Origin of the sequence: Acinetobacter sp. TWP2-2-3, assembly GCF_049896445.1 — a bacterium.
Classification (GTDB): Bacteria; Pseudomonadota; Gammaproteobacteria; order Pseudomonadales; family Moraxellaceae; genus Acinetobacter.
The window spans coordinates 1-24,541 of sequence record NZ_JAFCUI010000016.1; the positions used below are offsets into that span (position 1 = coordinate 1).

Genomic DNA, 24,541 nt, shown 5'->3' on the forward strand with positions numbered 1-24,541 from the left:
TCCGACAGACTAGGCCAGCATCATTGGTCTCTTCAAATAATTTAACCCATACGAGTCTTTGTTGAATTTCTCTGTTCATAGACACCAATTATATTGAAATGATGTCTATGAATCACACATCTAAAATACATAATACACCTTATACGAAATGCGTTATGATTCCGCTTATAAATCAATCCTGTAGTTCCTAGTTTATAGCCCATCTTCCCCAAGGTGGGCTTTTTTTATGTTTTTCCATGTTTCACGCTTAGTAAGTGAGCAATGTTTCACGGCTTTAATAAGCCCAAGTGAACAATCAAATCAGCCATACGGCTTAAAGAATCGGCTCCAAAAGCCTCTTTTTTCCGGTTCAGGCTCTACGTGTTCAGGAATAGGAATTCGCTTATTCTCGATTACCCAGTTTAGTGTCGCAAGTTGTACATCTGTTAAACCTTACCAATCTGCTTTTAAATATTCAATAACCTCTGTTTTGTATAAGCCATTCACCGTTTCAGCCAAAGCATTATCGTATGAATCACCGGTCGTACCGACTGATGCTCGTAAATTTGCTGCCTCTAAACGATGACATTATTGTCAAAATGCAGGGTATTGGTGGCTCCCCTCAGGGGCATAATTTGTTGAAGCCTAGGTTACTACTAAAAAATTAAAAAATATTAAAAAATAGGAGCTTATAGCTCCCATTTTTTGTTAGCTTTCTAAGTCCCTATGTTAATTTGAAGAATACTTCATCATAACGTCCGAATACAGCTATATTTTTTTGATTTCTACAATATCACTTGATTCAATTAGCGATTGGATATTACCAAATAAACTTTGAATATAATCAGACGCTATATGGATATCTAAATCCTCCCTGCTACGCCATTCTTCTAAGAAGAAATATCTACTTGAGTCATTTTCGCTAATATAAAGCTCATATTTCAAGCATCCTTCTTCTTGAAGCGTAGGCTCTATTACACTTTTTAAAAGCGCTTCTAACGTTTCTTTTTGATCTGATTTTGCCTTAAAGTTCGCAATTACTGAAATAGTCATTATTTCACCTTTAATTTGTTTTAGAAGTTTTCTAGTACAATTTTGCCTTTTGATTTACCTGATTCAAGCAACTTATGCGCCTTCTCCAAGTTTGCAGCGTTAATATTGCCTAGATTTTGGTTGAGCGTACTTCTAATTTTTTGCTGGTCAACTAATTGGGCAACCTGTTGCAACAGTTCACCTTGCTTTTCAATATCATCGGTTTCATACATTGAACGAGTAAACATCAACTCCCAATGGATAGAAATAGATTTAGTCTTAAACGGCATAATATCAAATGTTTGTGGATCATCGATCAATCCAAGCTTGCCTTGTGGTACAATCAGAGAAACTATTTGCTTGATATATGTTTCTGTATGATTTGTAGAGAATACGTATTTTGGTTTTGCAATGCCTAGTGTCTCGATTTGTGCATTTAAATCTTTGCTATGATCAATGACATGGTCGGCACCAAGTGATTCCACCCAAGATTTCGTTTCTTCACGTGAAGCTGTTGCTATAACGGTCAGATTTGTTTTTGCTTTTAGGAGTTGGATAGCGATTGATCCTACACCACCTGCACCACCAATAATTAAAATACTGCCAACTTCTGTTTCTGAAATTTGAAACCGATCAAACAGCATTTCCCATGCCGTTATTGCAGTTAATGGCAATGCTGCTGCTTCTGCATTAGATACTGTAATTGGTTTAAGACTGATAATTCGTTCATCGACTGCTTGAAACTCAGCATTACTACCATCTCGGGTTAAATCGCCAGCATACCAAACAGAATCTCCTACTTTAAACGAGGTAACTTTTGAGCCAACTTCAATAATTTCCCCAACGGCATCCCAACCTAAAATACGATTATTTGCTTCAGACGAATTTTTTCTCACTTTGGTATCAACTGGATTCACAGAGATTGCCTGAACTTTTACCAGTACATCACGCTCCTTAAGCGTAGGCTTCGCTTTTTCAATATCTACCAATGAATTTTTAAAATCATCATGGTTATTGATAACATACGATACGGCTTTCATAGATTTGTCCTTAACTTTAAAAATATAGTAAAAATGGGAGCGAGGTGCTCCCATTTTTTGTTATTCAATAATTAAAACTCTTGGCTCGTTGGGCGTAAAACAATTTCATTAATATCTACATCCGCAGGCTGTTCAATTGCATAAGCAATTGCTCGAGCGACTGAGTCAGCTGGTATGGCTTGTTTGTAGAAATCAGTAACAAACTCTGAACTTTCTTTATGAGAAGAACCGAATTTTAGTTCTGACTCAATTGCACCAGGCTCAATAGTAGTCGTTCTAATTGTTCCCCCAACTTCATGACGAAGTCCTTCAGAGATGGCTCTTACAGCAAACTTAGTACCGCTATAAACAGTACCTCCTGGACTAAATACTTTTATCCCTGCAACAGATGCGAGATTAATAAAGTGTCCAAAGTTTTGTTTTTGGAAAACAGGTAGGGTAGCTGCTATACCATAAAGAACACCTTTGATATTAATGTCGATCATACGATCCCATTCATCAACTTTTAGCTCACTTAATGGTGCAATAGACATTAATCCAGCATTGTTTACCAATACATCGATTTGACCAAATACGCTTAATGCCTTTTCAATAAGTGCTTGTACTTCATGTGGTTTGGTTATATCCATACCAATAAATTCAGCTTGACCACCTTCAGCACGAATGTCGTGAACAATAGCCTGTAATTTTTCAGTACGTCTAGCACCAAGTACAACCTTTGCACCTTTTTTAGCAAGTAAGCGAGCAGTAGCTTCACCTAAACCACTACTTGCACCAGTGATAACAATAACTTTATTTTCTATATTATTCATACAAGTAACCTTCAACCTATCTGTCAATCATATTTGATGGATTAAGTATTACAGCCTTGTTAGGTATAATAAATGAATAATATTATCTTTCAGAATTCCTATTTACGGAATAATTACCATAACACAGGATTGGACATGCAGAACAAATTGGAAATGATGCGTATCTTTTGTGTCGCAGCAGAGTCTCGAAATTTTAAAGAGGCAGCAACTCAGCTGGGTATTTCCCCGCAGGTAGTGACACGGGCAATAAAAGAGCTAGAAGAGCAGCGCGGAGAGATTCTGTTCTACAGGAGTACTCGACAAATTAAAATTACCGCTGATGGTGAGCGTCTGGCAAAGCAAGCACGTTTTGCGGTGGGATCGATCGATGCTTTGTTTGTAAAAGACACCAAGGAAAAACGAGATGAAATGCGTGGGACTGTCCGTCTTACTGTGTCGTCTGTGTTAGGGCGTAAATTGGTAGTACCTGCACTAGCAGAATTTGCCACACGTTATCCAGATATTGTCGTGGATTGTGTGCTCACAGATTCACACTCGGATGTGATCGATGAGCGGATAGATATCGGGATCAGATTTGGATTTTTGCCGGACAATCGATATGTGGCAAGGGAATTGGCTAAAGTGAACTTTTATTCTGTGGGTACGCCAGAGTTAATTGATAAGGTCGGAATGCCTAAAAAAATTATTGACCTTGATAAATACCCTCTAACAGCACTATTCGATCATAAAACAGGGCGCTACTGGCCATGGACATTCACCGAAAGTCGAAGCTTCACGCCATCAAAGCCTCGTTTTATTACAGATGATCTAGAAGCTGAATTTCAAGCTATTCTCGCTGGAGTTGGATTCGGACACATGCCTGGATTTCTAGTTTTGCCGTGGCTTAGGAGTGGTAAGCTCATTCAGATACTTCATGAGGAAACCTCTCCCGTTTGGCGCCTGTATTTATATCGTCCACAGCGGGGCCCGACACCTTTGCGAATCCGAGCATTGTTTGATTACTTAGCGGAAGTGTTGGGCCATATAGAAACCTGAATCAGATGGAACTAACCTTTTTTCTAGAAAGTAGAAATCAGATAAGACCATCATGTATTTAGAGTAATTACAATTTTTCCTATTTGCTGATTTGATTCAAGATAGCGCTGAGCGTCATGCATGTCCTCAAAGTTAAAGCAACAGTCGATCACTGGACGAAGATATCCTGCACCTATACTGCTAAGAATAAATCGTCTGGCTTGCTCCCTTAGAACAGGATCATGGAGAACCTCAAGGAACAAAAAACCTCGCATGGTTAAGCTCTTGCGTAATGCAACTTTAAGGGGAAATGGTGTGATCTCCGGGCTAAGTGCACCATGCATAACCATAGTTCCTCCCACAGACATCGCTTTTGCAATCTGTTCAATATGTGGCCCTCCTACAGCATCGAAGGCGACATCAAGATATTCTCCACCCAAACGTGAAACAAGCGCCTCATACAAATCTGGTTCATCTTCACTGGCTATAACATTTTTAACACCGAGATCCAGTAAACGTTGCTTTTTCTCTATCGTCTGTGTACTTGCAATGACCTTAGCTCCCGCTGCTTCAGCTATCTGTATCGCAGCTAGTCCTACGCTACTTGAAGCTGCTGTGATCAAGATCGTTTTTCCTTTCGAAACTCCACCAGCATGGATTACACCACCCCAAGCCGTCAAATACTGCATCCAGATTGAAGAAGCTTCTTCCCAGCTTAAACTATCGGGTTTGTGAACTAAAAAAGTTTCTGGAATCAGGAGCTTGTCCGCATATGTCCCATATTTGGCTAGATTGTCAGTCGGAAGAATCGATACTGCATCTCCTGGAGAAAATTGGCGTACACCTTCACCTATCGCAAGAACTATGCCTGCTCCCTCATATCCCAGACGAGAAGGAAATACTGCCTTTTGAATATAAGTACCACGCCGAAACATTACATCAGCCCGGTTGAGTCCGATCGTTTTCATCTGGATTAGAACTTCTCCTGCGGCTGGTAAAGCAACAGGAAGTGTTTCTAATGTCAGAACGTCTGTATCTCCAATACTATTGAAGCGCCAAGTCTTGGCCTGAAGTGCGTTAAATGACATCAATCACGACCTTAATATTGGCAGAGCGATCTTGAACAGCATCATGAGCCTCAATCGCTTGGTCTAGAGTAAAATGACGAGGATCAACAATAGGACGCAGTTTACCTTCCTCAACAAGACGAGTCGCGATCTTAAGGATATCACCATGATGAGCACGGCGATTGCCTGTTAACATCGGCATTAGGACGAATACGCCAGACAGTGTGGCACAACGTAGAGATGAACTCGCTAAATTATGATTACCAAATGCAGCACAGCTGGTAATGTGGCCATAGTGAGTTGTCATGGAAAGTGAAGCTTCGAGTACTGGACCACCCACAGTGTCGTAAACAATGTTAAAACCTTGACCCTCAGGGCTTGCAGCAATAATGTCATCGGAAGATGCTGTTGTGTAATCGAGAGGTGTTGCACCGAGTTCTGAAATCAGTGATTGATCAGCTGTACGACCAGTCGCCCAAACATTTGCATCAAGTGCTTTTGCAAGCTGAACCACCATATAACCAACGCCACCAGCACCACCCTGAACCAGGACAGTTTGCCTTGGTTGGACCTTCGCATTATCCACTAAACCTTCCCAAGCGGTGAGGAACGTCAATGGTAGTACTGCTGCCTCGCGCATAGAGATATTGCGTGGCTTTAATGCGATCAGATCAGCATCTGCTACAACATATTCTGCTAAAGATCCTTGAAGACCACGAACGCCACCTATCAGACCGTAAACTTCATCTCCGACGTTGAAGTGGGTGACACCTTCACCAACAGCAGTTACAACCCCAGCCATATCTGTTCCCAACACGGCAGGAAGCTCTGGCATAGCATATGGTGCTTCACCAAGACGAATTTTATAATCAATAGGGTTTACACCACTAGCATGAATACGTACTAGAACTTGCCCAGCCTCTGGTTGAGGTATAGGGAGTTCTACACGTTTAAATTCATGATCACCAAAATTTTCTAGGATAAGAGCATTCATCATCTTATTCATAGTTATTCCTTATTCTTAACTGGGGGATGATGTGCACAGTATCAAAGTAAAATAATCCAATAAATGATATTTATAGGATTTAATAATTCCTAAATAATGAATAATAAATATCATTCGCTCACTAAAAATATTCTAGTACAGTCTGTAAAGGCAATTTAATCTAAACTGTCGGTAGTATTTTCAAGGCTTGAAACGTTCAAAATATCTACAAAGTGGCTAAAATTTGAAACATAATTCTAAAAGGTCACAGCATTACAAAGAACATGAGCCAAAATAAAAAATGGGAGCTAAAAGCCCCATTTTTTTGTGACTTTCGCATAAGCTCTATGATGTTAATTTAAAAAAAACTAAAAACAGGGATAGAAAATTTTCGCTAAAGATCTTTTTAATTTTCGATTTATAAAAAATATTGCTTTTTTTATACTATGGGGTACTATAGTATAAATGCTAGCAAATAAGGAGGTCTGATGCCTAATCAGGTTGAAGACAAAAAAAAGATTCTTCTACGCGTCAGAAGGATCAAAGGTCAGACGCAAGCGATTGAAAAAGCGTTAGAAGACAATGTGGAATGTGGTGCAATTCTGCAACAAATATGCTCTGTGCGTGGTGCTATTAATGGTTTAATGAATGAAATGCTGGAGGTTCATTTAAAGGACACTTTAGTATCAGGTGAAACCACAGAACAACAACGAAAAGAAGAATTGGCTGAAATCGCCAAGATTCTAAAATCATATTTAAAATAGATCTGTATAAGGAATTATTCCATGAAGTCACGTGCTGCTGTTGCGTTTGGTCCTGGTCAACCTCTTCAAATTGTTGAAGTTGATGTTGCACCACCGAAGAAAGGTGAAGTATTAATTAAGATCTCCCATACCGGTGTGTGTCATACAGACGCATTTACTTTATCTGGCGATGATCCTGAAGGTGTTTTTCCCGCTATTCTCGGGCATGAAGGTGCTGGTGTTGTAGTTGAGGTTGGTGAAGGCGTGACTAGCGTCAAACCAGGTGATCATGTTATTCCACTTTACACTGCTGAATGTGGCGAGTGCGTATTCTGTAAATCTGGAAAATCGAACTTGTGTATTTCCGTTCGCGAAACTCAAGGTAGAGGCGTAATGCCAGATGGTACCACTCGTTTTTCCTACAATGGTCAACCGATTTACCACTATATGGGCTGCTCAACGTTCAGTGAATACACTGTAGTGGCAGAAGTATCATTGGCTAAAATCAATCCTGAAGCCAATCACGAACATGTCTGCTTACTGGGTTGTGGGGTAACAACGGGTATCGGTGCAGTACATAACACGGCTAAAGTACAAGAAGGTGATAGTGTTGCGGTCTTTGGTTTAGGTGGTATTGGTTTGGCAGTCGTACAAGCCGCACGTCAAGCTAAAGCAGGGCGTATTATTGTGGTTGACATGAATCCAGATAAATTTGCGCTGGCAAAAGAGTTTGGTGCAACGGACTTCTTGAACCCTAAAGATTACGATAAACCAATCCAGCAAGTCATTGTCGAAATGACTGGCTGGGGTGTAGATCATTCATTTGAGTGTATTGGTAACGTGAATGTGATGCGTGCAGCCCTTGAAAGTGCACACCGTGGCTGGGGACAATCCGTAATTATTGGTGTAGCTGGCGCAGGTCAAGAAATCTCTACCCGTCCATTCCAACTGGTTACTGGTCGTAGATGGTTAGGTTCTGCCTTTGGTGGGGTAAAAGGTCGTACGCAACTTCCAGGAATGGTTGAAGATGCCATGAAAGGTAAAATTCAATTAGAACCATTTGTGACACACACCATGGGCTTGGATCAGATCAATGAAGCCTTTGATCTAATGCATGAAGGTAAGTCAATTCGTACTGTAATTCATTACGAATAATTCCGTTAGACCTTATACTTTTCCATGCATGTGAATCATGATTGACATGCATGGAATCCTCTAAAACGGCACATCATCTGTAAAACAGATCTATCTATGTATCCATCATGTATAGGTTCAACAAACCTGCCTACATTTTAAATCTTTATCAGTATTCTCTGTGGAGAATGTCAGACTCTTTGTTTATTCGATTTCTCATGAAGTCTTGCTCAACATAGGTAATTGATTATGGAAATAATTGAGAAACATGCTTCTTTTGGTGGATCGCAAGAAGTGTATCGCCATCAGTCAATAGCATTAAACTGTTCAATGAAATTCTCAATATATCTGCCACCTCATGACAAAGATGAGAAGTTGCCAGTTTTATATTGGTTATCAGGACTGACTTGCAACGAACAGAACTTTATTACTAAAGCCGGAGCACAAAAGTATGCGGCTGAACATAAAGTCATTATTGTTGCACCAGATACCAGCCCACGTGGAGAGGATGTACCAGATCATGCAGATTATGATTTAGGCCAAGGCGCAGGATTCTATGTGAATGCAACACAAGCACCCTGGTCACAGCATTTCAAAATGTATGATTATATTGTGGAAGAGCTCAGAAATCTGATTGACCTGAATTTTCCGACCAACCAAGTCCAAAGCATTATGGGGCATAGCATGGGTGGTCATGGTGCATTAGTCATTGGGTTAAAAAACCCTGAGCTGTATAAAAGTATTTCTGCTTTTGCACCAATTGTTGCACCTAGCCAAGTACCTTGGGGGAAAAAGGCTTTTACACACTACCTAGGTGAAACCGAAACTTTATGGAAAAGCTATGATGCGATTGAATTAATCAAAAACGATGAAGTTCATTTACCTATTTTAGTCGATCAGGGAACAGCTGATGATTTTCTTGAAGAACAGTTAAGACCTAAGCTTCTTAGTGATATTTGTTTGGAACAAGAATATCCTCTTACACTTAACCTAAGAGAAGGGTATGACCATAGCTATTACTTCATTGCGAGCTTTATAGAGAAACATATAGAGTTTCACAGCAAATTCCTAGCTAAATAACTTTCATAGATATGAAGATGTGCATGTTGTTCTTGAATGCTTCTTGAGCAATATAACTTCCAGATGAAGAGGTCAGCTTATAAATCTAAGGTAGAGTCAATTGATCCTTATATAACTAAGATTGAATTTAATCATCTCATATCTTGATTTTTTGATTCAAATGTTAATGACATTAACTTGAATAAATTCATAGCATTATGTCGAAATAAAAACCTAAATTTTGGCTCAGCTATGGGATGTTTTTTAACTTTTATACAACAAAACTTTCTAACATGCATACATTAGCAATGACAGAATCAGTTTGAATTCTAATCAATTGTGGAGTTTTAGTCATGCTTAAAACAGCTTTATATGTCCGTCTTGAAGCTAAACCGGGTAAAGAAGACGAAGTGGAAGCTTTCCTTAAAGCCGGTTTACCTATTGTAATGGAAGAACCTGCGACAGTTGCGTGGTTTGGCTTACGTCTTGGACCTACAACATTTGGTATTTTTGATGCATTTCCTGATGAGGCGGGTCGCCAAGCACATTTATCTGGCAAGGTTGCAGCTGCGTTGATGGCTCAGGCCGAAGAGCTATTTTCAGAGCCACCGTCTATTGAAAAAGTAGATGTTTTGGCGAGTAAACTACCAGCTTAAACCGACGCTTAAATGTATAAATGTGCTGCCTGAAATTTTGAATGAAAGGCAGCACTTCAACCCTGTGAGGTTTGTCAGAGGCTTTTTATTCAAGTTGGGCTACTTCATTTAATGGCTTAATCTCATCATTTACATGGGTCAATATCCAAAACAGGGTAAATAAACGAATGCAGCTATGTACATGCTTTATATTGAACCAATCTATCTAATTTACTGTCGCATTTGTACATCTGCTAAACCGTGCCAATCTGCTTTTAAAATATTTAATCATCGTTATTTTGTATGAGTCATTCACTGTTTTAGCCAATGCGTTCACGACCATGTCAGTAGTCATACATGTTGATACCTTCCATACAACAATCGCTCGTGAAAATACATCAATAATAAAAGTGTTATAGAACAAGCCTGAATGTGTTTAACCATCACTAAAGTCGCCAAGCTGAAATAATTTTTATAAAAATAGACGACTGGTCTATTTTTATGTATAGTTAGCACATGGTGCAGTCAAAAGCCGCAGTGTTGTCCAATTTTTTTAAAGTTTATTTGATGAATAACGGTGGTTTTTCAAATCAATTAGTTGATCATCCTAGGATAAAAATATGCTGAATTTTAACTTTTATAATCCGACCCGCATTATTTTTGGTGGCGATACAATAGCTAAAATCAATGACTATGTGCCTACAGAAGCAAAAGTATTAATGTTGTTTGGTGGTGAAAGTGCACGTAAGAATGGTACTTTAGCTGAAGTGCGTGAAGCATTAGGTGCAAGAGAAATTCATGAATTTGGCGGAATTGAGCCGAATCCGAGTTACGAAACCCTCATGAAAGCTGTAGAGCTGATTCGAGAACAAAAGATTGATTTCTTAATGGCTGTCGGTGGTGGATCGGTAATTGATGGTACTAAATTTATTGCAGCAGCAGTCAATTATACAGGGGATACATGGGAGATTTTAGAAACCCATGGTACTAAAATTACTCAAGCTTTGCCTTTTGCGAGTGTACTCACCCTTCCGGCAACTGGTTCAGAAATGAATAGCGGTGGGGTAGTCACCAGAAAATCGACCCAAGCCAAATTGTCATTTAGCAGCCCCTATGTTTTTCCGCAATTTTCCGTACTGGATCCGAATAAAACTTTTAGCTTGCCGACGCGCCAGTTAGCAAATGGCGTGGTTGATGCATTTATTCATGTCATGGAACAGTACTTAACTTACCCTGTGAATGCACAAGTACAAGATCGTTTTGCCGAAGGTCTATTGCAAACTTTGATTGAGATTGGACCGAAAATCTTGGAAGATTCAGCAGATTATGACACGCGTGCAAATTTGATGTGGGCTGCTAGCATGGCACTGAATGGGCTAATTGGAGCTGGTGTACCACAAGATTGGTCAACCCATTTGATTGGACATGAGCTCACGGCTTTATATGGTATTGATCATGCTCGTACCTTGGCCATTGTGTTGCCCGCCAATCTACAAGTGCGTCGTCAAGAGAAACGAGAAAAATTACTACAGTATGCAGCCCGTGTCTGGCAGATTGTCGAAGGTGATGAAGAACAACGTATTGATACTGCTATTGCTCGTACTCGAGCCTTCTTTGAGCAACTTGGATTGCCGACTCGTCTTAGCGATTATGGACTGGGGGAGACAGATATTGAGATCATCATTACGCAACTTAAATCACATAATCTTACACAGCTAGGCGAACATAAAAATGTTTCATTAGAGATCAGTCGCCAAATTCTCGAGACGAGCATCTAAGCTAAATGCGCGTATCTGGCATGCTCACGCCACACAGCAAGTGATCATGCAACAATGCTCCTCAATCCTGAAAATTATCAGAGAAATAACATGAAAATTTTACTCGTTTTAACTTCACATGATCAACTTGGCAATACTGGTAAGAAAACAGGTTTCTGGCTAGAAGAACTTGCTGCACCCTATTACACCTTTATTGACTCTGGTGCTGAAGTTACGCTGGCGTCGCCTCAAGGTGGGCAGCCACCACTAGATCCGAAAAGTAATTTAGCCGATGCTCAAACTGAAACCACTCATCGTTTTGAAGCAGATCCAACTGCAATGCAAGCATTGGCACAGACGCATAAACTTAGCGAAATTTCTGTAGCTGATTATGATGCAGTGTTTTATCCAGGCGGGCATGGCCCATTGTGGGATTTAGCAGAAGATCCGATTTCAATTTCTCTGATTGAACAGGCGATTCAGTCTGGCAAACCTGTTGCAGCAGTGTGTCATGCCCCGGGTGTTCTTCGTCATGTGAAAGCGAGTAATGGAGCGCCCTTAGTTAGCGGTAAATTAGTGACTGGTTTCACCAATACTGAGGAGGCCGCTGTAGGTTTGACTGAAATTGTACCATTTTTAGTTGAAGACATGCTTAAAGAAAACGGTGGTCATTATTCTAAAGTAGATGATTGGCAAGTATATGTTCAAGTAGATGGCTTGCTGGTTACTGGACAAAATCCAGCCTCTTCTGCTGCAACTGCCTCAGCATTACTTCAATTGTTGAAATAAAGAGTAGCTAGTGTCTGTTGTGGTGCTTAGCAGTGAATAAAACTTCTGACTCTGAGCAACTGGCGCAATAAGCAAAATAACCCTCATTTAATGGTGAAGGGCCTGAGTGAATAGCTTTCCTTCCTTTATTTTTCTATATACAGGAAGGATGGGTATTTAATTTAGATCAATTAAGTCATGACGACTTGGATACAGTGAAATGAAAGACAGTAAACTTTTTCAAAATTTAAGCTTAGGCCCTTATGCGTTGCAAAACCGTATTGTATTGCCACCATTAACGCGGTCGCGTAGTACTCAGCCAGGGAATATTCCAAATGAACTGATGGCAACCTATTATCAACAGCGTGCCGGGGCAGGATTTATGGTCACCGAAGGTACGCAAATCGAGCCACGTGGTCAAGGCTATGCTTGGACTCCCGGTATTTACAGCCCTGAACAGATTGCTGGATGGCGTAAAATGACGGAAGCAGTGCATGCTAAAGGAGGCATTATTTTTGCACAACTTTGGCATGTTGGGCGTGTTTCACATACATCTTTGCAACCCGATCATGCATCACCGGTCGCGCCTTCGGCTATTAAGGCTGATAGTAATGTTAAAGTCTTTATTGAGACCGGGCCCAATGCAGGTGCCTTGGCTGATCCTTCAATGCCACGTGCTTTAAGCAATGCAGAAGTTAAAGAATTAGTGCAACTCTATGCTCAAGCAGCACGCAATGCCTTGGCTGCTGGTTTTGATGGGGTTGAAATTCATTGTGCAAATGGTTATTTGGTGAATCAATTTATCTCTGCACATAGTAACCACCGTGAAGATGAATATGGTGGATCACTAAACAATCGTTTGCGTTTTTTACGTGAAGTAGTAGAGGCAGTTGCTGAGGTGGTTGGTGCAGATCGTTTAGGAGTGCGTTTTGCCCCGCTATTTGAAAGTACAGAGGAAGATCGTGTTTACATAGGGTTGGTTGAAGATGATCCACATGTGACTTATATTGAGGCCATAAAAATACTTGAAGAAGTTGGGATTGCCTATTTATCGATTGCAGAAGCTGATTGGGATAATGCACCAGAACTTCCTCATGATTTTCGTAAAGATGTCAGAGACACTTTCAGTGGTCGGATTATTTATGCAGGTCGATATACGGCAGAAAGAGGGACTCGAATTTTAGAGGCAGGGCTGGCCGATTTAATTGCATTTGGACGCCCATTTATTGCGAATCCAGATTTACCCGATCGCATCGCCAATGGTTGGCCATTGAATGCAGTAGATGCAAGTACTATGTATGGTGGGACGGAAAAAGGCTATATTGATTATCCAGCTTACGCAGATTAATCTCGACTAAGTGAGTTATTTTGCCAACCTTTGTGGTTGGCAAAATAAGAACTTAGGATTGCTGTTGCCAGCATAACTTCTTCTTAAAACAAATTCTTAAAATTTTTTAGCTGTGTAATGAGCCAACCTGCCAGTGGGAAAGAAATTAGTTGCGTTACTGGCACTAATACTATGACTTCAATCAACACCATCATCGGGAAACTTTGATGCTCAGTAATTGGCTTTAATAAAGTGAGTACCAGTAATAGTGTGGGATATAAGCCTAAATAACCAACTAAAATACGAGTCATGAGGGCTTTAGAAGGAGAATTCATTGTGCGCTATACTCATGGATTGTAAATTGATCTAATAGCAACACAATAATAGGTAATCATTGGACTGCTATCATGAATTATTAATTATGTAGTTGATATTTAATTTTTATGAATCTTCACTTTTTAATAGAAATTTAGTTGCTCTCAGAGCTTGATGTAATGGTGTTTTATCTTTTTGCAACTTACTCAGTAATGCTGCACCTAACCACATTTGGTAAAGTACTTGTGCCAAAGTAGAGGCCTCGGTATCTGCTTGGATAGACTGATCCTGTTTTCCCAAATCAATTAAACCAGCAATACGTTGGATTACATCATCAACGCCAGCGGACATAATCGAGCGCATATCTTCAGATAGATCGGCAACTTCTGCGGCAAGTTTCACAATTAAACAGCTATCCGCCCAACCACACTGTGTTTCAGGATCTTCTATCCATAAATTAAAATACTCAATCAGCTTTTGATAAGGGGATTTATCACAACGCCATACATCATTTAAACGGACTTGGTAATTGTCTACATAATGCTGTACCAATTCACATCCGAAAGCTTCCTTAGATTGGAAATAATGATAAAACGAGCCTTTAGGGATTTCACAGCTCTGTAAAATTTCCTGTAATCCTACGCCAGTAAAACCTTTATGCAAAATCAGGTCTGAACTGGTGTTAAGAATGTGTAAGCGCTTCGCTTCAGACTTTTTAATAGGAGTAGGCTTCATATTAATTATTTACTCTATTGTAAAAAATAGACCAGTCGTATTGTTTTTTATTATAACTCATCTACAATGGATGTAAAGAAATTTTAATCACAGTTTTTGATTGTGAAGAAAAATACTTTTAAATAAAACATGGAGTTATATGTGTGAAAACAGTTATTAATCAACGCATCGTTTTAGCTAAACGGCCAGTGGGTGAGCCAAAACACAGCGATTTTCGTATTGAACAAGTTGAGCTCAATGAACTTAAACAAGGCGAGATATTGTTAAAAACCATTTACTTGTCACTCGATCCTTATATGCGTGGTCGCATGAGCGATGCTCCTTCATATGCAGCACCGGTTGAAATTGGCGAAGTGATGGTCGGTGGAACAGTCAGTCAAGTGGTGGCCTCTAAAAACCCAAAATTCAAAGAAGGCGAGTGGGTTCTTTCCGGAAATGGCTGGCAGGGCTACGCAATTTCTAATGGGTCTGCCTGTCAAAGCTTAGGTATGCAACCTGAACATCCATCTTGGGCATTGGGTATTTTGGGAATGCCAGGATTTACTGCTTATATGGGGTTGTTGGACATTGGTCAGCCTAAAGCCGGTGAAACATTAGTCGTTGCAGCTGCAACGGGACCTGTTGGTGCTACGGTTGGACAAATTGGCAAACTTAAAGGTTGTCGCGTGGTTGGCGTCGCAGGTGGGCCTGAAAAATGCCGTTATGCAGTAGAAGAACTCGGCTTCGATGCTTGTATCAATCATCATGATGAAAATTTTGCAGAACAATTACAACAAGCAGCTCCCAACGGTATTGATATTTATTATGAGAATGTCGGGGGTAAAGTGTTTGATGCGGTATGGCCATTGCTTAACTCTGCGGCACGTGTACCGGTGTGTGGTGTGGTTTCCCAGTATAACGCTACCGAGCAAGCACAAGGGCCAGACCGTTTACCGGGCTTTATTTCCACCCTTTTAAAAAAGCGTATTCGCATGCAAGGCTTTATTATTTTTGATGATTATGGCAGTCAGTATCCGGAATTCTATCAGCAAATGTCTGAATGGTTGAAAGACGGAAAAATCAAATATAAAGAGCATATGGTGCAAGGTTTAGATAACACGATCAATGCTTTCAATGGTATGTTGAAAGGCGAAAACTTTGGCAAAGTGGTTGTAAAAATTTAAAAAAATAGGAATTATCATGATCACACTACATCATTTAGATCAATCACGTTCTTTTCGTATTTTGTGGTTACTTGAAGAAATCAAGCAGCCCTATGAGCTGAAACGCTATTATCGTGACTCAAGCACGCATTTGGCCCCTGACTCTTTAAAAACCATTCACCCTTTAGGGAAATCTCCAGTATTAGAATGGGATGGCAAAGTTATTGCAGAGTCAGGCGCAATCGTTGAGTTATTAATTCAGAAACTTGCGCCGCATTTAGCACCAGATATGGATGAATCTACCTATGTCGATTATCTACAGTGGATTCATTTCTCAGAAAGCTCTGCCATGCTGCCATTTTTGTTAAAAACGTTTAATACGATAGAAACCAAGCAGGGCACGAAGTTGGTATTTCTAGAAAATTATACTCAAGTTGAGTTCGATAAAGTATTTGGCCATTTAAATGAATATTTAAAAGATAAAGAATTTCTAGTGGCAGACCGTTTAACCGGTGCTGACTTCATGATGGGCTTTGGACTACATGCTTTAGTTTATCATATGGGACAAGGTGAAAATTATCCCCATATCCAACGTTACGTAGCAGGTTTAAGCCAACTACCTAGCTGGCAAGCCGCAGTACAAATTGAACAAAATGGTGTGAAAAGTCAAAAATAGCAAGATTGTTTTTTTAAGGCAATTGAGAAAAAGAATCATGATTGACAAGTACATCTGGTTATAAAATAAGCTGACACTTATTTAAAGTAAACGCCTAATGAATTTCATCGGGCGTTCTCTATTTTAAAGATAAGGAATTACCATTATTTAAGATAAGTTTCGCCTATTCTTTCACTGCAAATTCCTATCAAAAGGGCTTGAATATCACGACGGTTACGTTGAAAGATATAATCAACTTTTGAAAGAAAAGTGACAAACGCACAGCAAGATTAAATTATTCCTCGGGGTATTAAACAAGTAATCTATATCATTTTACTAACATAAACACATCTGCGTAAAAATCACGCCCCGCTTAACTGGCAATAGTTTTTGAACCCTTGTATAAAAGCTTAAAAGAATCTAGCAAGTCTTTAGACTTCTTGCGTTAGTCAGAATTTAAACAGCATAAAGCTACATTTAATAAGGTTTTAGCCAATTCAAAAATTAGGTAAAACGATACTTTCGCAAGAGGTCTTTTATTTAATGTTAATACTCATCCAGTATTGAGGTTTTTTATCTTTTCTTGCCTGTGATCTAGGTTGTAATACTCTAATTTCATACTCACCTGAAGCAGGTAAAATATAAATACCATTATTATCAAGCTCTGGAGAATATTCTCCAAGATTGCAATATCAATATGCTTTTGTCTTCTACAAAGCGTACTGTACGAATATCACTGATATTCGGGGCTGCTCAGCCGCAAAGTTTAATCAGACTTTGCATAAAGCCAGTGACCATACGTAAAGACAGACGGAATAAGGATTTAATCATTAAGCAGCATTGGATGGCTGCGTCGGAGTAGGTTTGATTTTGCCCTTGTTTGCCTTTTGATGGGGCATACCATTGCGTAGCTGGATCAAACCAAATGGCAATATTTCCGCGATGAATGCGTGCTCGGTTATATGCGAACCAATTGGTTGTGCGGTAAATTTTATGTGTATGCTTCTTCATTTGAAAATTATATTGCTGAAAAAGTCCTTAAGAACAGCTTTGCGCAACAAAGCCGTTCGAGATTGTTATGATCTTTTTTTGACGGAGAACAAATTTTCCCTGATCAAGCAAATAACTTTAAAATTTTCTTAGTGAGCAAGATGGCCAATACTTATTAGAAGAAAAATCTTTTGTTTATGATGCTGAAAATGATCAATTTCTAGAATCGGATATACAGGCATTTTATTCCCTTTCGTCTGCAATTCTAGACTAGCAAGACCCGTCTTTTAAAGGCAGTTTTCCTATGTAATAACATGATAAATCAGAATTAGGATTGTAAATTTTTCACCCACCAAATTTTTTGTGCTAGCTGTTATAATGCGCCAAATTGCTGCCAAGTCTCATCATTATGTAAAGAGTCATAATAATTTTGCAGTTCTACTAAATCATAATATTGAATATAAGCTAATAGCAATAGGCCGAGGATCAGTCCAACTTTAAGACAACTAAGTCTATTTGGCTTTCTATATAAATTATCTATTCCAAAGGCAGTTAAAATTAAAGCAGGAACCAATACAATTGTTTTTAAATGGTTTAGAAAGTGAATTCCATGTGTATACAATAACCCAATAATAAGCAAAACTATCCCTAAACTGGTGTAAATACGGTCATGGAGAGAAGTGCGTAACGCGAAATTACATTGAAAAGCTAAAATAAAAGTTGCAAATAAATAAAAACCAGTTCCACCAATAATGAACGTATAAATTGCATTGAATAGGCAATAAGCCAACAACACTGATAGTACGAAAGAATAGAGTTTGGTATAGAGAATATGTGAAAAGGGGAAAATCTGTTTCATAATTTGCTCTATTGAAAACTCACATCATATTAAAAGAAGATTTGAAGCTTAACATGCTATTCACTTTTTGCCACTGTGGCATGTTTTTTTAGTGTTGGAGATGGCTTGAATAAATGTCGCGTACGAGTAAAGCTTAGACCACAGATTATTAAACACAGCGTCCCTCCAATAAGTACTGCTGGCACCACAGAAAAATAGCGCGTCATCAGGCTCATGTGTAGGGCACCGAGCTGATTGCCTGAAGTGACTAATATGCCATTTAAAGCCGCTACACGCCCTAATAGTGCTTTTGGGGGGAGTTGCTGTAATAAAGTTTGTCGAATGACCATGCTGATGCTATCAAAGGCACCGATTAAAACAAGGAAGAAGACTGAGAGCCAAACATGGGAGGATAGTGCAAAGGCTAAAGTACACAAAGCAATTGCAAAACTACTATAGAGCATATTTCTCCATGCATTTTGCATCGGAGAATAACAGGTCAACATCAACATCATGATACAGGCGCCAATAGCTGGTGCAGCTCTGAGTATACCTAAGCCTTCAACACCAAGATGCAGGATATCGTGTGCAAAAATAGGCAGTAAGATAATGACACTACAAAAAAGCATGGCGCTGAGATCCAGCAACATACTCCAAAACATTAGTGGATGTTTAAAAATAAACAAATAGGCTTCTTTCAAACTTTTGCTTAAATGCTGTTTATGGGGGCTAGGGAATTGACGAGGACTTAATCCGAATAAGCAGATGCTACCCACGCAACACAAGAAAAAAACAATAAAGAGGGTTTTTTCAAGCCCAAGTTGGCCGAGTAAAAGTCCTGCGCATAAAGGCGCTAAAATGCCGCCTATTTGCCAAATGAGCGCGGTCCATGTGGCTGCATTGCTATAGGCTGACTCGGGGGTTAGAAAAGGGCGTAATGAATTAAATGATGGGCTGTAGATGCCTCTAAGTATGCCTAAGCAAAAGATGAGGCTATAAATGCCGCATAAAAGTGTATTTTGTTGAATGTGCTGTTGTTGGTACTGAGAAAAAAGAACAATAAATAATAATGGAATTAAAGTGCTACAGCTAAAACTCCACTGCACAATTTTTTGTCGGTTATAGCGATCAGCCCAGTCGCCACTGATCAGGGAGAGGCAAATAAAGGGGAGTAACTCAATTAAGGCAATCATGCCAAGGCTGAGTGGATTTTGAGTGAGTTGATAGATACTATAAGCAATGACGACTTCTTGAATCATGATGGTTAGAATTAAGCACAACTGATTGACACTCAGAAGTGAAAAATCACGTGAATGAAAAGCCAAAAAAGCATCGGAATGGAAAAGCGACATAAACAGAATAGTTTCAAATATGAATTAAAAAAGGATGGCGCAAAGTCCATCCTTTTTAGGGTTTAAAGCAGATTACTGTGCTTTTGCTACCGCAATAGTTTCGTCATTTGCAGCTTTAGCCATAGGTGTATATTTCAAACCAAGGGTTGTGCTGGTGTATTGGCGAACTTGGTCAAGAAGCACAGGATTAGTGCTGAGTTCTTGTTGGTACGATTTTACAATTTCATGTAATTTCGGATTCCATTTACCTGCTACTTGCTGAGGGAATGCTTTTTCAAGCAAGCTCAACATAATATAAGGGGAAGTTGAAGCACCAGGAGACGCACCTAATAGGGCAGTCACAGCACCATCTTGTGATGCAAAAATCTCGGTACCAAATTGCAAGCTTGCAGGTTTGCCTGGTTCTTTCTTAATGATTTGAACACGTTGACCACCTTGATTCATGCGCCAGTCCTCTGGTTTTGCATCAGGATAGTATTTTTTCAACTCATTAAAACGGTCTTCATCGGTCATCATGACTTGGCTAACTAAGTATTTCACCAAATCAAGATTTTCCATACCCACAGCGGTCATTGGTAAAACGTTGTTCTTAGTAGTTGATTTCAATAAATCAAGCTGAGAACCTTGTTTTAAGAACTTGTTTGAATAAGTTGCAAATGGACCAAACAACACATATTTTTTACCGTCGATATAACGTGTATCAATATGTGGAACAGACATTGGCGGTGCGCCTAATTCAGCACGACCATAAACTTTTGCAGTATGGCCTTCAGTGACTTTTGGGTTGTCGGTCATTAAGAACACGCCACCTACAGGGAAGCCAGCATATTGCTTCGCTTCTGGTAAGCCTGTCATTTGTAAAAGTTTAACCGCTGCACCGCCTGCACCAATAAAGACAAAGCGCGTTTTCACATGATCTGTTTTTCCTGTAGTGAGGTTTTTAAATGCAACAGTCCACGTTTTATCATCGTTTTGGCTAATGCCAGTCACTTCAGTCGATGTTTGTAACTGGAAATTAGATTGTTTTTTAAGGTGATCGACCAATTGAGTGGTGATCGAACCATAGTTCACATCCGAACCTACATCCATGCGTGTTGCAGCTACTTTTTGTGCAGCATCACGGCCATTCATCACCAATGGTGCCCATTGTTTAATTTCAGCAGGATTCTCAGAGAATTTCATGCCATAAAACATTGGGTTTTTAACCATTGCAGCGTAACGTTTTTCTAGGAAATTCACGTTATCGCCCCAAACGAAGGCAATGTGCGGTACAGGGTTGATAAAGCTATTTGGTTGACCCAAAACGCCTTCTTTGACTTGATAAGACCAGAACTGTTTTGCAACTTCAAATTGTTCCGCAACGTTCACAGCTTTAGAAATGTCCATTTTTCCATCTTTTTCAGAGGTATAGTTCATTTCCATAAAGCCAGAGTGGCCTGTGCCAGCATTGTTGAAGCCGTTTGAGCTTTCTTGGGCAACGTTGTCTAGGCGTTCATACATACGAATTTGCCAGTTTGGCTCAAGTTCACTAAGATATGTGCCTAGGGTTGCACTCATGATGCCACCACCAACTAAGACTGCGTCAACGACAGGCTCATTGCTGGTGTTTTGAATTTTCTTAGACGCGATAGGTCTAAATAAAAAGATTAGTGCTGCAATAATAAGCAGAACGATGAATACCAATAGGTATTTTAAAAATTTGTTCATGCGATTATGACCATGGAGGGCAGGTTTGGATCGCTTTATAGCGAAGACAAGAATAACAATTATGGTGATAGGAACACTTGTAAAGAATTAGCTTAGAGAATTGAAGTAATACTCAAAATTACAAGTATACAAAGATTAACGTTCGAAGCTATCACACATTTTTGATTGATGGATATTTTAGACTAAATATGTATTGACTTAGTAATTTTTATTGTAAATGAACATAATTAAAATATAAATACCAATGATGTTTGTTCTTGTTTATTGGTTTTTATTTTAATTCAATATCTGGTTTAAAAAAAATCAGATGTTGAATATTTATACAAATACTCGGTAATTTATTAAAAAGAAGCTTATAACTTGTTTCAAGGTTACTTTCCAACGGCTTTATTGCACAAATATTTGAAAGGCAAAGCGCCCCTAATTGAGCCAAATTTAAGGCGTAACTTGGGTAAGTGGTCGACCTAATTCTGTAATTCTGTAATTCTGTAAATCTGTTAAGGACTGCTACACGAGCATGAACCTCATTGTGAACCGTACCGGGTTTGTTGGAGACCAACTTTCCTGAGATGAGAAGCATTGCTTCGCACGACGTAGCGAAGCGTAGTGTTCCGATGAAAAAAGTAAAATATACCCCTGAAATCAGAGATAGAGCGGTTCAATTATTGATTGACTACCAAGACGGTATCTCAGGTGAGTGACTTTACGTATATTCAAACAAATTCAGGCTGGGTCTATACCGCCTTTATTATTGATGTGTTCTCACGAGCAATTGTTGGATGGAAAGTATCAACACGTATGAATGCAGATATGGTGCTCGATGCACTGGAGCAAGCATTGCACGATTGGGGTATGCCAAGGAATGTGATTCATCATTCCCATAGAGGTGTTCAATACCTTTCCATTCGCTATACCAATCGTTTAGAAGCAGCAAATTTACGAGCATCAATCGGTACAACGGGGGACTCATACGATAATGCTTTGGCTGAAACAGTGAATGGCTTATACAAAACAGAGATGATTGAATATTTAAAAGCAGATTGGCAAAGTTTAGCAGATGTACAACTTGCGACATTAAATTGGGTAGATTGGTTCAATAAAAAGTATGTACACAGTGCACTGGGATATGTATCGCCTTTTGAGTTTGAGGCAATGTACTATGATAAGATTAACCCGTTAGGTCAGGTGGCCTAATTTAAATAAAAAAATCTCTGATAAATCCGGTACTGTTCAAAATGCGATTTATGGCTTTTTTATGTAAAAAAAAGTAATATTTGTCTTATTGTTAAATTATAACAATTAGTATAAATACACTTATGATTTACAGATGAAAAAGGTAGTTAAATGAAATATTTTTTAAGTTTAACCTTGTTAGTTTTAGCAATGACTGGGTGTACTTCGAGTCTAAAGACTGAAACTTTACAAAATAAGGCTACAAGCAATACTTCAGCTGATACGCAGGTCCTTAAATTTTCTGGTCCGAATGGTTTATTAATTTTTCTGAAATCATCGGATAACTTTGAAACTGCTTTAATGACTGATAACTCAGGCGTGGTATATCGTTTAAAGCAAACAGTTGTTGGTAGTGGTATTCGTTTAGCTAATAATAATGGAGTTTCAATTCACTTTAAACGTGGTGAAGGGGTTGTTGAATTTGTAAAAGACCAGCCAATCAGCATTACTGAAGTAAAATAATGAGGTTTAAACTTTAAGAGAACCCCACACCATAATCTGCATACCGAAAGTTAGACACTATTCCTTGAAATGTGGTCAAACATGATCAATGACTAATTCGCACTCTGTTAATGGGTGAATTCAAACATGAGGTGCGACAGTTTCAAAAGCCTTATGATAATCTGTGTGATTCATAGACATCACTTCAATATAATGGGTGTCTATGAACAGAGAAATTCAACAAAGACTCGTATGGGTTAAATTATTTGAAGAGACCAATAATACTGGCCTGGTTTGTCGGAGATGTGGCATTTCTAGACCAACTTTACGCAAGTGGTGGAAACGATATTCTGAACAAGGTATTGATGGATTAAGTAGTCATAGTAAATGTCCCTTAAAATCGCCAAATACTAAAATCAATGCTGAGCTAGAAGCTTTAATATTGAAAATGCGCTGCACGGAGTCTCGTTGTCCTTGGCGACTATCCATAAAGTACTATCCACCCATTAAGTCAAACCGATTAAAAAATTCCGTCGTAAAGTAGATTACATTTGTTATGAATGTCCATTACCAGGCGATAGAATTCAAATGGATACCTGTAAACTGGGTCCCTGGACTATATCAGTACACATCTATCGATGACTGCACACGATATCGCGTTTTAAGGATATATAAACGCCGAACAGCTGCGATACACTCGACCTTTTAACTGTGTAATTGAAGAAATGCCTTTTCCCATACAGCGAATACAGACCGATCGTGGACGAGAATTCTTTGCTGAAAAAGTACAGAAAAAATTGATGCAGCATGGAATCAAATTTAGGCCAAATAAACCAGGTTCACCTCATTTGAATGGCAAGGTAGAGCGTTCTCAAAAGACTGATAAATCTGAGTTCTACGCTACTGTCGATATTAATTCTGAAGATATCCAAGACAAGCTAGCCGAATGGCAGCATTACTATAACTGGATGAGACCACATTCAGCTTTGAAAGGTAAAACACCGATGGAAAGGTACTTTGAATTATGTGAAGAAACTCCTTTCTTAGATGAAGTCCAGAAGCAATACGACCCCTCAAATGAACGGATTCAACACGCCAATTACAAGATGGATTTAGAGATTGCTAAATTGAAACGATCTCTATGAATTACGTATCTATATCATTTTTACTAATATAAAAACATATGAATAAAAATCACGCCCCGTTTAACTGGCAATAGTTTTTGAACCCTGGTATAAAAGCTTAAAAAAATCTAGAAAGTCTTTATTTAATGTCAATACTCATCCAGTATTGAGGTTTTTTATCTTTTCTTGCCTGTGATCTAGGTTGTAATACTCTAATTTCATACTCACCTGAAGCAGGTAAAATATAAATACCATTATCATCAAGCTCTGGAGAATATTCTCCAAGATTGATGGAGTCTTTTAATTGATTACCCCATAAGTAAGCTTCAACATTTCCTCCAGTCAACTTCACTTTTAACTTTTGCCCTTTTTTAGCATAAAATTTGTAGGAATCATACTTGTATCCATCTATCCTTCCGTAATAATTTGCAGAGTAAGCTTTTTTAGCAAACTTAACTACAATAGTCTTTCGTATATCATTGTTATCATTTGCAAGTACGACAGGGCTAACTATAGTTAAAGTTAGGGCTACCAAAGCGCCAGCTAGTAATTTCGTATTCGCTATTTCCATAAGGTTACCCTAATTCTTGTATCGCTCCTGACATAATAATATAACTAATAAGTAACCATGAATCATAGAGCAGAAATGTGAATAGT

Annotated in this window: 22 protein-coding genes and 7 pseudogenes; 13 read left to right on the forward strand and 16 right to left on the reverse strand. The window is 39.0% G+C overall.

Annotated elements, in window-relative coordinates:
* Positions 1 to 300: 300 nt before the first annotated feature.
* The 5 genes and pseudogenes from ACP7AK_RS14300 to ACP7AK_RS14320 all read right to left on the reverse strand — a co-directional run.
* Positions 301 to 396, reverse strand: a pseudogene (locus ACP7AK_RS14300) (plasmid replication DNA-binding protein); the annotation flags it as partial.
* Between the two features lie 39 nt (positions 397 to 435).
* A pseudogene (locus tag ACP7AK_RS14305) lies at positions 436 to 564 on the reverse strand (IS3 family transposase); the annotation flags it as partial.
* Between the two features lie 183 nt (positions 565 to 747).
* Positions 748 to 1,032 carry a putative quinol monooxygenase gene (locus ACP7AK_RS14310; RefSeq protein WP_004647742.1) on the reverse strand — a complete coding sequence of 95 codons (285 nt, stop codon included), beginning with the start codon at positions 1,030 to 1,032 and terminating at the stop codon, positions 748 to 750.
* Between the two features lie 20 nt (positions 1,033 to 1,052).
* Positions 1,053 to 2,051 carry a zinc-binding alcohol dehydrogenase family protein gene (locus ACP7AK_RS14315; RefSeq protein WP_004647741.1) on the reverse strand — a complete coding sequence of 333 codons (999 nt, stop codon included), beginning with the start codon at positions 2,049 to 2,051 and terminating at the stop codon, positions 1,053 to 1,055.
* 71 nt (positions 2,052 to 2,122) lie between these two features.
* Entirely contained in the window at positions 2,123 to 2,863 is a 741-nt protein-coding gene (locus ACP7AK_RS14320; protein ID WP_312329280.1) for an SDR family oxidoreductase, read from the reverse strand.
* 135 nt (positions 2,864 to 2,998) lie between these two features.
* Between ACP7AK_RS14320 and ACP7AK_RS14325 the strand changes: the two genes are divergently transcribed.
* Positions 2,999 to 3,898 carry a LysR family transcriptional regulator gene (locus ACP7AK_RS14325; protein WP_088458585.1) on the forward strand — a complete coding sequence of 300 codons (900 nt, stop codon included), beginning with the start codon at positions 2,999 to 3,001 and terminating at the stop codon, positions 3,896 to 3,898.
* Positions 3,899 to 3,948: 50 nt separating this feature from the next.
* Here ACP7AK_RS14325 and ACP7AK_RS14330 read toward each other — a convergent pair whose 3' ends face one another.
* Together ACP7AK_RS14330 and ACP7AK_RS14335 are read right to left on the reverse strand one after the other, a co-directional pair.
* A complete protein-coding gene (locus tag ACP7AK_RS14330; protein ID WP_425880156.1) occupies positions 3,949 to 4,965 on the reverse strand; it encodes a zinc-dependent alcohol dehydrogenase family protein in 1,017 nt (338 codons plus the stop codon).
* Positions 4,955 to 5,950, reverse strand: a complete 996-nt coding sequence (locus tag ACP7AK_RS14335) for a zinc-dependent alcohol dehydrogenase family protein (RefSeq protein WP_425880157.1) — start codon at positions 5,948 to 5,950, stop codon at positions 4,955 to 4,957. The genes ACP7AK_RS14330 and ACP7AK_RS14335 overlap by 11 nt, the downstream gene beginning before the upstream one ends.
* Before the next feature lie 467 nt (positions 5,951 to 6,417).
* Between ACP7AK_RS14335 and ACP7AK_RS14340 the strand changes: the two genes are divergently transcribed.
* The 4 genes from ACP7AK_RS14340 (at position 6,418) to ACP7AK_RS14355 (ending at position 9,521) form a co-directional block, all read left to right on the forward strand.
* On the forward strand, positions 6,418 to 6,693 hold the full coding sequence (locus tag ACP7AK_RS14340) for a metal/formaldehyde-sensitive transcriptional repressor (RefSeq protein WP_001133625.1): 276 nt from the start codon (positions 6,418 to 6,420) through the stop codon (positions 6,691 to 6,693).
* A gap of 21 nt (positions 6,694 to 6,714) precedes the next feature.
* Entirely contained in the window at positions 6,715 to 7,827 is a 1,113-nt protein-coding gene (locus ACP7AK_RS14345) for an S-(hydroxymethyl)glutathione dehydrogenase/class III alcohol dehydrogenase (RefSeq protein WP_005105874.1), read from the forward strand.
* Positions 7,828 to 8,055: 228 nt separating this feature from the next.
* Complete coding sequence (gene fghA, locus ACP7AK_RS14350) at positions 8,056 to 8,886, forward strand: S-formylglutathione hydrolase (protein WP_058952258.1); 831 nt, start codon at positions 8,056 to 8,058, stop codon at positions 8,884 to 8,886.
* 332 nt (positions 8,887 to 9,218) lie between these two features.
* The gene (locus ACP7AK_RS14355) at positions 9,219 to 9,521 is read left to right on the forward strand and encodes a putative quinol monooxygenase (RefSeq protein ID WP_000920558.1); all 303 of its coding nucleotides are present in this window, start codon (positions 9,219 to 9,221) and stop codon (positions 9,519 to 9,521) included.
* Between the two features lie 85 nt (positions 9,522 to 9,606).
* Here ACP7AK_RS14355 and ACP7AK_RS14360 read toward each other — a convergent pair.
* Positions 9,607 to 9,936: pseudogene (locus ACP7AK_RS14360) on the reverse strand (IS3 family transposase); the annotation flags it as partial.
* 184 nt (positions 9,937 to 10,120) lie between these two features.
* On the opposite strand from ACP7AK_RS14360, the gene ACP7AK_RS14365 reads away from it, so the two are divergent.
* From ACP7AK_RS14365 to ACP7AK_RS14375, 3 genes are all read left to right on the forward strand, one after another.
* Positions 10,121 to 11,278: an iron-containing alcohol dehydrogenase gene (locus ACP7AK_RS14365; RefSeq protein ID WP_114541422.1), complete on the forward strand. Its 1,158-nt coding sequence runs from the start codon at positions 10,121 to 10,123 to the stop codon at positions 11,276 to 11,278.
* A 90-nt stretch (positions 11,279 to 11,368) separates the two neighbouring features.
* Complete coding sequence (locus tag ACP7AK_RS14370; protein WP_114541423.1) at positions 11,369 to 12,046, forward strand: type 1 glutamine amidotransferase domain-containing protein; 678 nt, start codon at positions 11,369 to 11,371, stop codon at positions 12,044 to 12,046.
* 199 nt (positions 12,047 to 12,245) lie between these two features.
* Positions 12,246 to 13,373, forward strand: coding sequence for an alkene reductase (locus tag ACP7AK_RS14375; protein WP_425880158.1), 1,128 nt, complete (start codon positions 12,246 to 12,248; stop codon positions 13,371 to 13,373).
* A gap of 83 nt (positions 13,374 to 13,456) precedes the next feature.
* Here ACP7AK_RS14375 and ACP7AK_RS14380 read toward each other — a convergent pair whose 3' ends face one another.
* Positions 13,457 to 13,687 carry a hypothetical protein gene (locus ACP7AK_RS14380; protein ID WP_004281837.1) on the reverse strand — a complete coding sequence of 77 codons (231 nt, stop codon included), beginning with the start codon at positions 13,685 to 13,687 and terminating at the stop codon, positions 13,457 to 13,459.
* Between the two features lie 106 nt (positions 13,688 to 13,793).
* Positions 13,794 to 14,402 (reverse strand): TetR/AcrR family transcriptional regulator, encoded by a 609-nt coding sequence (locus ACP7AK_RS14385; protein ID WP_004733176.1) that lies wholly within the window; start codon positions 14,400 to 14,402, stop codon positions 13,794 to 13,796.
* Between the two features lie 143 nt (positions 14,403 to 14,545).
* On the opposite strand from ACP7AK_RS14385, the gene ACP7AK_RS14390 reads away from it, so the two are divergent.
* Both ACP7AK_RS14390 and ACP7AK_RS14395 read left to right on the forward strand, forming a co-directional pair.
* Positions 14,546 to 15,565, forward strand: coding sequence for an NADP-dependent oxidoreductase (locus ACP7AK_RS14390; protein ID WP_004733175.1), 1,020 nt, complete (start codon positions 14,546 to 14,548; stop codon positions 15,563 to 15,565).
* Positions 15,566 to 15,581: 16 nt separating this feature from the next.
* Complete coding sequence (locus tag ACP7AK_RS14395; protein WP_004281825.1) at positions 15,582 to 16,220, forward strand: glutathione S-transferase family protein; 639 nt, start codon at positions 15,582 to 15,584, stop codon at positions 16,218 to 16,220.
* Positions 16,221 to 16,735: 515 nt separating this feature from the next.
* Here the strand turns inward: ACP7AK_RS14395 and ACP7AK_RS14400 are convergent.
* The 5 genes and pseudogenes from ACP7AK_RS14400 to mqo form a co-directional block, all read right to left on the reverse strand.
* Positions 16,736 to 16,885 (reverse strand): annotated as a pseudogene (locus tag ACP7AK_RS14400) (PPC domain-containing protein); the annotation flags it as partial.
* Positions 16,882 to 17,210: pseudogene (locus ACP7AK_RS14405) on the reverse strand (transposase); the annotation flags it as partial. The pseudogenes ACP7AK_RS14400 and ACP7AK_RS14405, both read right to left, overlap by 4 nt.
* Before the next feature lie 352 nt (positions 17,211 to 17,562).
* Complete coding sequence (locus tag ACP7AK_RS14410; RefSeq protein WP_004733174.1) at positions 17,563 to 18,048, reverse strand: hypothetical protein; 486 nt, start codon at positions 18,046 to 18,048, stop codon at positions 17,563 to 17,565.
* Between the two features lie 56 nt (positions 18,049 to 18,104).
* Positions 18,105 to 19,379 (reverse strand): MFS transporter, encoded by a 1,275-nt coding sequence (locus tag ACP7AK_RS14415; RefSeq protein WP_004733173.1) that lies wholly within the window; start codon positions 19,377 to 19,379, stop codon positions 18,105 to 18,107.
* A gap of 72 nt (positions 19,380 to 19,451) precedes the next feature.
* The gene (mqo, locus tag ACP7AK_RS14420) at positions 19,452 to 21,086 is read right to left on the reverse strand and encodes a malate dehydrogenase (quinone) (protein ID WP_004733172.1); all 1,635 of its coding nucleotides are present in this window, start codon (positions 21,084 to 21,086) and stop codon (positions 19,452 to 19,454) included.
* A 693-nt stretch (positions 21,087 to 21,779) separates the two neighbouring features.
* Between mqo and ACP7AK_RS14425 the strand changes: the two are divergent.
* The 3 genes and pseudogenes from ACP7AK_RS14425 to ACP7AK_RS14435 form a co-directional block, all read left to right on the forward strand.
* Positions 21,780 to 22,280: pseudogene (locus tag ACP7AK_RS14425) on the forward strand (IS3 family transposase); the annotation flags it as partial.
* A 150-nt stretch (positions 22,281 to 22,430) separates the two neighbouring features.
* Positions 22,431 to 22,781 (forward strand): hypothetical protein, encoded by a 351-nt coding sequence (locus ACP7AK_RS14430; protein WP_425880159.1) that lies wholly within the window; start codon positions 22,431 to 22,433, stop codon positions 22,779 to 22,781.
* Between the two features lie 202 nt (positions 22,782 to 22,983).
* Positions 22,984 to 23,905 (forward strand): annotated as a pseudogene (locus ACP7AK_RS14435) (IS481 family transposase).
* Positions 23,906 to 24,023: 118 nt separating this feature from the next.
* On the opposite strand, the gene ACP7AK_RS14440 reads toward ACP7AK_RS14435, so the two are convergent.
* Positions 24,024 to 24,455, reverse strand: a complete 432-nt coding sequence (locus ACP7AK_RS14440; RefSeq protein WP_425880160.1) for a PPC domain-containing protein — start codon at positions 24,453 to 24,455, stop codon at positions 24,024 to 24,026.
* Positions 24,456 to 24,541: the final 86 nt, after the last annotated feature.